Below are 5,469 nucleotides of genomic sequence, written 5' to 3' on the forward strand. Positions count from 1 at the left end.
CCCTATCACATTTACGAAACTTTGTTCAGTTTTCAAAGGACTACCTTGTCCAAAAGACAACTTTAACAGTCTATCAATTAGGCACCGCATTGTCAACCGTTTTTTTCAAACACCCGCGCAGCAGCTAGGCGCCGCTGCGTTTTTGACAACGTTGACTATATTACCAACCAGGCGAAGACGCGTCAACTACTTTTTGAAAAAGAAACGAGTAAATCACCGCAATGACTGCCAAAAAGCCTCTGCAAACGCCAAAAAAACAGCCGCATCCCTGCGACTGTCTGCACTTATTCTCCTTTGATCACGGTTTGCCCAGCCATGTACGGCACCAGCACATCGGGAATTGTCACCGAACCATCGGCATTTTGGTAGTTTTCCAAGATTGCGGCGACTGTGCGACCCACCGCTAACCCGGAGCCATTGAGTGTGTGAACAAACTGCGGCTTGCCGTTCTCATCGCGGTAACGGATCTGTGCGCGCCGCGCCTGGAAGTCCGTGCAGTTACTGCAGCTCGAGATTTCCCGGTACGTATCCTGCGCCGGCAGCCAAACTTCAAGGTCGTTGGTTTTCGCCGACGTGAAACTAGCATCGTTTGAGGCAAGCGTAATCACGTGATACGGCAGGCCCAGCTTTTGCAGCAGGTCCCCAGCGTCGTGAACCAACTTCTTCAGTTCATCCCACGAGTCTTCAGGCTTGCAGAACTTGACCATTTCGACCTTGTTGAACTGATGCATCCGGATCAGGCCCCGGGTGTCACGCCCCGCCGACCCGGCCTCAGACCGAAAAGCAGGCGTCAACGCTGTCACGCTGATCGGCAGCTTCTCGGCATCGATAATGTCACCACGATAATAGTTGACCAGCGGCACCTCAGCGGTTGGGATCAGCGTCAACGGATCGTCCTCGTTCATGATCGTGTAAACGTCTTTGGTGAACTTAGGAAACTGCCCCGTACCGAACATCGAATCGTTGTTGACCAGGTACGGCGGAATGATTTCCTCATACCCTTCCTTATAGTGCTCATCCAAGAAGAAGTTGTAAACGGCCCGCTCCAGGCGCGCACCTGCACCCTTGTAATAAACGAACCGCGCCCCAGACACCTTGGCTGCCCGTTCAAAATCCAGGATACCCAAGGATTCGCCCAGCTCATAATGCGCTTTCGGCTTGAAATCAAAGTGCGGGATGTTGCCCCACTTGTACTCTTCACGCGAGTCGTCCTCGTTCAAAGACATCGGGACATCGTCAGCAGGAAAGTTCGGCAGCCGCACCAGCACATAATTGAGCTTTTCCTCAACTGCGGCCAGTTCCTTATCAAGCTTGCCAATCTTCTGTCCGACCTCACGCATCTCTTTGATATCATCATCTGCGTTTTCCTTGTTACGCTTCTTCTGCGCGATTTGGCCGGACACCTCGTTGCGCTTAGCTTTTAACTGCTCGGTCTGCGCGATCAGTGCGCGGCGCTTGTCGTCATCGGCGAGTAAGTCATCAATTTCCTCCGGCTTGACTGCACGGGCCGCCAGTTTCTGCTTGGCCCAGGCAGGGTCTTTACGGATCACTTTAATGTCTAACATGCATATCCTCCTCTACGTAATTGCATACAAAAAGCCCTTCATCTCATTTGGGACGAAAGGCTCTTCCGCGGTGCCACCCAAGTTTGGTCTAAAGACCACCCTTAATTTGCTGCTAACGGTCAGCGCCGTGCGGCTCGTCGCCGCCCACTGTCGTGCTGGAAGTGAGACGTCCCGGCTCGCACCGCCCGCCGGGTCTCTGGAAGTCTCAAAATGGGCACCTAATCACGTGTTATTTTGTCACTGCTAGAATACTGCAAACCACCCATTGGTGCAACCAATCAGTAGTCAAAATTCTCGTCGCGACTGCCTTCATTTTTATTTTCCCAGATCTGGCGCAGTTCAGCGTACAGCTCCCCGAACCAGTCGTTCGAGGCACTCGCCGCCCACTTGTACGTCAAGATCCCGGCCCGCCGCTTAGTTGCATCCGGCACGGTCGCACTTTCGATGACCAAATCGACATTCTCCAGCCCATCATCGGGTGACACCAACTCAACAAACGGCTGGGCCATCAAAAAGCTGAGCAAATCAACGTAACCCAGTCCGGCCTGCTCGGTCATCGCCGCCACGCGCACCTTGCTCTTCGGGGCAAACTGCTGGGCGACCTGGAGCACGTCTTTATAAAAGGCCTCGGTCAGCGCATCCAGGTGGGGCTTCAGTTCGTCGAGCTCGTTCACGTAAACCACATGCTCCAGCGTCTGTCTGACCCGTTTCTTGAGTAGCGAATTGTCAGGCATTGCCACCAGATGCTCATTGATCTCGTAGGCGATCACCTGGGACAGGTCCTCGCCAAACTCCAGCGTGAACACCACATTGGCCAGCAAGTTGGCCTTCAGCAGATTCATTGCCCCTTCAGGCAGCCGATCACTGGTCAGAAAAGCCACTGGTAACTTCGCCAAGAACTCCGTGACCAAGGTGTAAAGCGGCAGGTTATAATGCCGGAACCGTTCCATCGTCCGCGCCATGGTCTGGCTGTTGGTCGTGCCAAACAGCGGCAGAAAATTAAAGACAAAGTACATCGCTGCACTCTCGCCCATTTGCCCTTCAGTGGAAAACTTAGGGAACAAAAAGTCCTGCGCCAAACTCGGCTGCAGTTCCTCAAACATGTTCGCGGTCGGGTAGCGAAGCGTCAATTGATTGGGATCATAGGTGATCACGTGACCCTCACTGGACCGTTTGTGCGCAATAGCGGTGTAATACATTGTCACTTCGCGCGTGACGTAATTCGGCTTGTTCATATCATATAAGGTGACCGTTTCATCAACGACCCGGCCCACCGCCTCGCGCTTCAAATCATCGAAAGGCCAACCGGCGCCATCCGTCGCCAGCCAGAAGATCATCGTCAAAAACACGCGGATCCGTTTTTCATCACCTTGCAGGCTAAGGGTTTCGTACGAGAAACGGACGCCGAACTTGCGCGCAAAATCGCGCAACGGCTTCAAGTGTCGCAGCATCGTGGCCTTGCTGGCATGGCTCGCCTTCAGAAATTCGGCAAAATCTTTGTAGTCGTGATAAACCAGCGTGTGCAGGAAGCGGTACGGGTGATCCTTTTGCACTAAAAAGAGCCGCACCTGACTAGACGGCACGTTGAACAGCTTGCGCACCGTGGTGGTCTTAGTGCCGATCATCTCCTGGAGGGTTTCCACTAGGCTGTTGTAGGTGTTGTAAACTGAGCCATAATTGCGCCGGGTCAGCGCCGCGATTTGCTTCAGATTGACGTCCGTCACCAGCGGTTCGTCCGCCCGCTCGCGGGTCAGCCTTTCCGCCACTGGCGTTTGCGATGACCGGGCGTTGACGATTCGCCGGAAAAGACTCGTCTCCTCCGCCTGGGACTGCGCCAGAAAGATATCTTCGCGACCTCTCATAAAAATGCCTCTTTTCGTGTGATCGATGCATGAGCCTGCATTTCAAGAACAATTATAGGCGCCGCGCTCAAAATAGGCCAATAATATTTTGCTATTAATGAGAACTTTCTTAGAGGCGAATTGCTCAGGACCATCAGTTGTGCTTAGCGTACCCAATTTGTGTAACTTTGCCTTCATTTTGTTCAGTATTTATCGACCCGCTATTTGATTGTCTCTCCGCAAAAATTAATCAACTTTATCAAATAGTTTTGGGGTGACCCACTTTTTCCCAGACTCAAACATGTGGTATTCTGACCTTGATTAATTATCCGAACACAAACCGCGGAGGAGGCGAGCGCCATGAATTTCGAAACTATTTTCTTGGAAAAATCCGACCTGCAAAAGTTCACCATGTTTCGCACGCTCGTCACAAACCAAACGCAAAGCCTGTCCATTACTGACTTGGCCGAGCGTTTAACGCTGTCGTACCAGCAAAGCTACAACGTCTTCCAGGAGCTGACCCGCGACCTGGTGACCCTTTCCGGTGAACCAGTAGGCAAAATCAAGCAGTCACTGACCGACGGCGCCGCACTTTCTCTGTCAGTCGATGACTACCGGCTGTTCCTGCTGAACAACTCGATTGCCTTCCAGTTCGTCGACTATCTCGTGCAGGGCACTCAGCAAAGCGTCAGTCGGTTTTGTGCCGAGCACTACATCAGCAGGTCCACGCTAATGCGCAAAACGGCCATGGTCCGCAGCTTTTTGGCCGGCTTCAAGGTCAAGATCTCACTCACCCAGGCCACGTTTGTCGGTGATGAAAAACAAGTTCGCCTGTTCCTGCAGCTGTTTTACTGGCTCAGCTATCATGGCAGTCGCTGGCCGTTTCGCGCACTCGATTTTACCCGGCTGAGCAAGCAGTACCAAGCCCTACCCACCGCAGATTCAAACCCGATCACGGCCAGCCAAGAGCGCCTGTTTTGGGGCGTCTGTCGCACCCGCATGAGCCGGGGCCACTTTGTCACCCTGAACGCCGCGTTTAGCGAGTCAGTCCCGCAGGGCGTGTGCTCAACGACGGCGGTTTACCCGAGCAAGCCTAATCCCAACGTTCCGCAAGCCGCCTTGGACGCGGAGACCATTTTTTTCTACTTCTTCCAGCAAAAAACGATCCGCTTCTCAGCACCCAATCCTGACACGGTCAAGATGAGCCGGTATCTTGAAGCAATCAACAGTCCGGCCGCACAGCTGGTTGCCGGGCTGCCCGAAGCGGTCCACGACCATTCAACCGGCACCCCTTCCCCTGACCCCTTTGACTATCCCCAGCTGCACGCTAACTTGATGCGCGTGGCCGCGTCTTTCTATCTCATGGGTGGGAATTTTGTTAAGCAATCCGACTTCTTCAAGCCGTCGTTGCCCAACTACATGCAAAAACACGCACGCCAGACGCTGAGTCAGTACATTGACAGCCTGCCAGACGACCCAGGATTTGCCGCGTTCAAGCGCGCCAAGCGGCCTCTGGTCGAAATGCTTTTCTACCTCCTTGTACCCTATCTGCGGCAATTCCAGTGGCAGGAAACCGTCAAGGTCAAGCTGGTCATGGAAACCACGGACACCGTGAATCGCAACATCATCGATTTTGTCCGCAATCTGAACGTCGTCGAACTGCTTTCAGACGACGCGCCGCTTGAAGATGCGGACCTGCTGGTCACCGCTTTGGACGATTTTGTCGATCCCGGGGCTTTGGCGGCACTGCCCGCTCACATTGCCAAATTTAACTGGTACCTGGATGCCACCGATGGCGACTACCGAAGTCTATTTGAAACGGTCTACAACCTGTTTCACCAAAAACTGATCGCCACTGGCAATTAAAAACAGCGGCGTCCATTAATGGCCTGGGCACGTTCCATCAAGCAACAACCAAATGAACAAGCACCCCTGCACCGCGATTCCACACCGAATCACATTGCAGAAGTGCTTGTGTTTTGGGCTGAAACCACTTAATGTCTCAGCCTTGATCATCTGATCCAGCTGTGCGAAACCGATCTGATTGTGCAAGCACTCAAACT

5 protein-coding genes are annotated in these 5,469 nt (G+C 53.2%); 2 read left to right on the top strand and 3 right to left on the bottom strand.

The annotated features are described in order from the left end of the window. Window positions 1-298: hypothetical protein (locus FC75_RS12955; protein ID WP_235808685.1), on the top strand; the 298-nt coding region annotated here is incomplete at its 5' end. On the opposite strand, the gene serS is transcribed toward FC75_RS12955, so the two are convergent. After that, window positions 285-1,565, bottom strand: coding sequence for a serine--tRNA ligase (gene serS, locus FC75_RS01865; RefSeq protein ID WP_054666283.1), 1,281 nt, complete (start codon window positions 1,563-1,565; stop codon window positions 285-287). The two genes, FC75_RS12955 and serS, sit on opposite strands and share 14 nt — an antisense overlap. 278 nt (window positions 1,566-1,843) lie before the next feature. Continuing rightward, complete coding sequence (locus FC75_RS01870; protein ID WP_056988971.1) at window positions 1,844-3,427, bottom strand: helix-turn-helix domain-containing protein; 1,584 nt, start codon at window positions 3,425-3,427, stop codon at window positions 1,844-1,846. 339 nt (window positions 3,428-3,766) lie between these two features. Here FC75_RS01870 and FC75_RS01875 point away from each other — a divergent pair, with 339 nt between their 5' ends. Continuing rightward, complete coding sequence (locus FC75_RS01875; protein WP_056988972.1) at window positions 3,767-5,272, top strand: helix-turn-helix domain-containing protein; 1,506 nt, start codon at window positions 3,767-3,769, stop codon at window positions 5,270-5,272. 15 nt (window positions 5,273-5,287) lie between these two features. Here the strand turns inward: FC75_RS01875 and FC75_RS12960 are convergent. Continuing rightward, window positions 5,288-5,469, bottom strand: a 182-nt coding sequence (locus FC75_RS12960; RefSeq protein ID WP_235808686.1) for a hypothetical protein, incomplete at its 5' end; no start/stop codon positions are given.

This window comes from Lacticaseibacillus camelliae DSM 22697 = JCM 13995 (assembly GCF_001436615.1).
Classification (GTDB): domain Bacteria; phylum Bacillota; class Bacilli; order Lactobacillales; family Lactobacillaceae; genus Lacticaseibacillus; species Lacticaseibacillus camelliae.

Bases quoted from the DNA above. Each gene is read 5' to 3' on its own strand.
- serS (WP_054666283.1), bottom strand. From the start codon at position 1,565: ATGTTAGACATTAAAGTGATCCGTAAAGACCCTGCCTGGGCCAAGCAG.
- FC75_RS01870 (WP_056988971.1), bottom strand. From the start codon at position 3,427: ATGAGAGGTCGCGAAGATATCTTTCTGGCGCAGTCCCAGGCGGAGGAG.
- FC75_RS01875 (WP_056988972.1), top strand. From the start codon at position 3,767: ATGAATTTCGAAACTATTTTCTTGGAAAAATCCGACCTGCAAAAGTTC.